Source organism: Nitrospinota bacterium, assembly GCA_009873635.1.
Lineage (GTDB): Bacteria > Nitrospinota > Nitrospinia > Nitrospinales > VA-1 > LS-NOB.
Genome location: WAHY01000001.1, coordinates 236,559 through 238,288 on the forward strand (window position 1 = coordinate 236,559; position 1,730 = coordinate 238,288).

The 1,730-nt window shown below is 44.5% G+C and carries 2 protein-coding genes; one reads left to right on the plus strand and one right to left on the minus strand.

Translation table 11 applies throughout. The features are described from left to right. A partial coding sequence (locus F3741_01330) for a hypothetical protein (protein ID MZG29440.1) occupies positions 1-1,268 on the minus strand: 1,268 nt, incomplete at its 3' end. 154 nt (positions 1,269-1,422) lie between these two features. Here F3741_01330 and F3741_01335 point away from each other — a divergent pair. Further along, on the plus strand, positions 1,423-1,730 hold a 308-nt coding region (locus tag F3741_01335; protein ID MZG29441.1), incomplete at its 3' end, for a glutamine--tRNA ligase.

Below are 1,730 nucleotides of genomic sequence, written 5' to 3' on the forward strand. Positions count from 1 at the left end.
ACATGCTTGTTGCGTGGAGCCTGGGCAAGGGCATGAACTTTAACGTTGCCCTGGTTTAAGATGATGGGCGATGTGTAACGTGTCATGGCTTTTGGGGAATAATTTTTTTCGGGGAAACGGATCTCCCGTTTATCTGATGTAGATGTATCGTTGGTTGCTATCACCTTGTCGTACTGTGCTAACCATTTAACGTGTCTGTGTTCTAAAAAAGTGTTCGAGGCATACCCCAAACCAATGCCTATGGAAAATACAATCACAAATAATTTTACTGCCAGTAAAAAAGAGAAAGTTCTGTAAACAATCATGGCGGAATAAATACTGAATGTCCCGAAGGTAAACACAAGTGTGGTTACGAACGCGGGGGACAGCCCGGACATCATCATCGCCTGTGCCAACATGAGGTCAAAAGCTATTGGCAGTGGCATCAGTGTGCCCATGAAGGAGAGCAGGCTTAGATTTGCAAGGTTGACCGGAACCCCGATCAGTTTGTCAAAGCTCCATAGATGACTTGCCAGTGCCCCAAACGCACCAGCTAATAACATCAGGGGGACGGTTCGGATAAATATGTAGCGAAAGCTTTTCCAGTACTCAAGGCTTGCTGACTGGAAGGCTGTTGGCCAGGACTCCTGAGCAGAGTTTATTTCGCAGGATGCGGCGGGGTCTATTTCTGCAGGCTGTTTCTCGGGTGTGATCCGGTTTTTTTCAGAGATCAGGGGAACGATAATCAGGATCAAAATAAAAGTCGCCAGAAGTTTCATCACTGCCATATAGAAAGGAAAAATCGAAAACAACATGGTGAGGACGATGATATTGAGAGTAGGGGAACTGAACATGACGGCCAGCGCAGTTTCCATTTTGCTGCCACCTTCATACATGCCTTTAGCAATAGGCGCGACACAATTGACACAGACTCCTAATGGGGTTCCAACAAACATACCCATAAAACTGTTACGGAAGCGCCTGTCGGAAGACTGTCGGGGAATATATTTGAGTAGTGTGTAGAATGCAGCAGCGAGAACCAGTCCAAATGCCATACCACGCCAGTTGGTCTCATACCAGTTCAGGGTGGTAAAAACTACTTTAGTAATAAAGTCAGCGTTCCTTGGGGCATGAAAGTGGGCCTCATGGGTGAGGGGATCTTCAAAGGCCTCACTGCCGGAAAGCGCGGCCTTGCTGTCCAATGCCGGATAACGTGACACCAGCCAGAAGGTGGAAGCCACCGTTATTATAAAAATCAGTAAAATTATAAATTTGCGATTACTGGTCATTCAAAAGTATTATCTAGGATTTAGAAAATCTACTTAACAGGAGCAAGTAACAAGTATTGGTTTTTTTGAATGTATATTACATGAAAAATTGAAAATCAGCGCTAGGAAGAGAGCCGTTTCACAATGGCCTATAGTCTAGTGGAGGAGAAAGATTTTGCATACAGAAGATTCAGAGTCCTCGAGCAATTTTATACAAAATATCATTGAGGAAGATTTAAAGACACAGAAGTATGATGGCAGGGTTCATACACGCTTCCCTCCTGAACCTAATGGTTATCTCCATATTGGCCATGCCAAGTCTATTTGCCTGAATTTTGGACTGGCTTCGCAATACTCAGGGAAATGTAATCTTCGATTCGATGATACCAACCCCATCAAGGAAGAGGAAGAATATGTAAAGTCCATTATGGAAGATGTGCGGTGGCTGGGTTTTGACTGGGAGGATCGGTTGTATTATTCCTC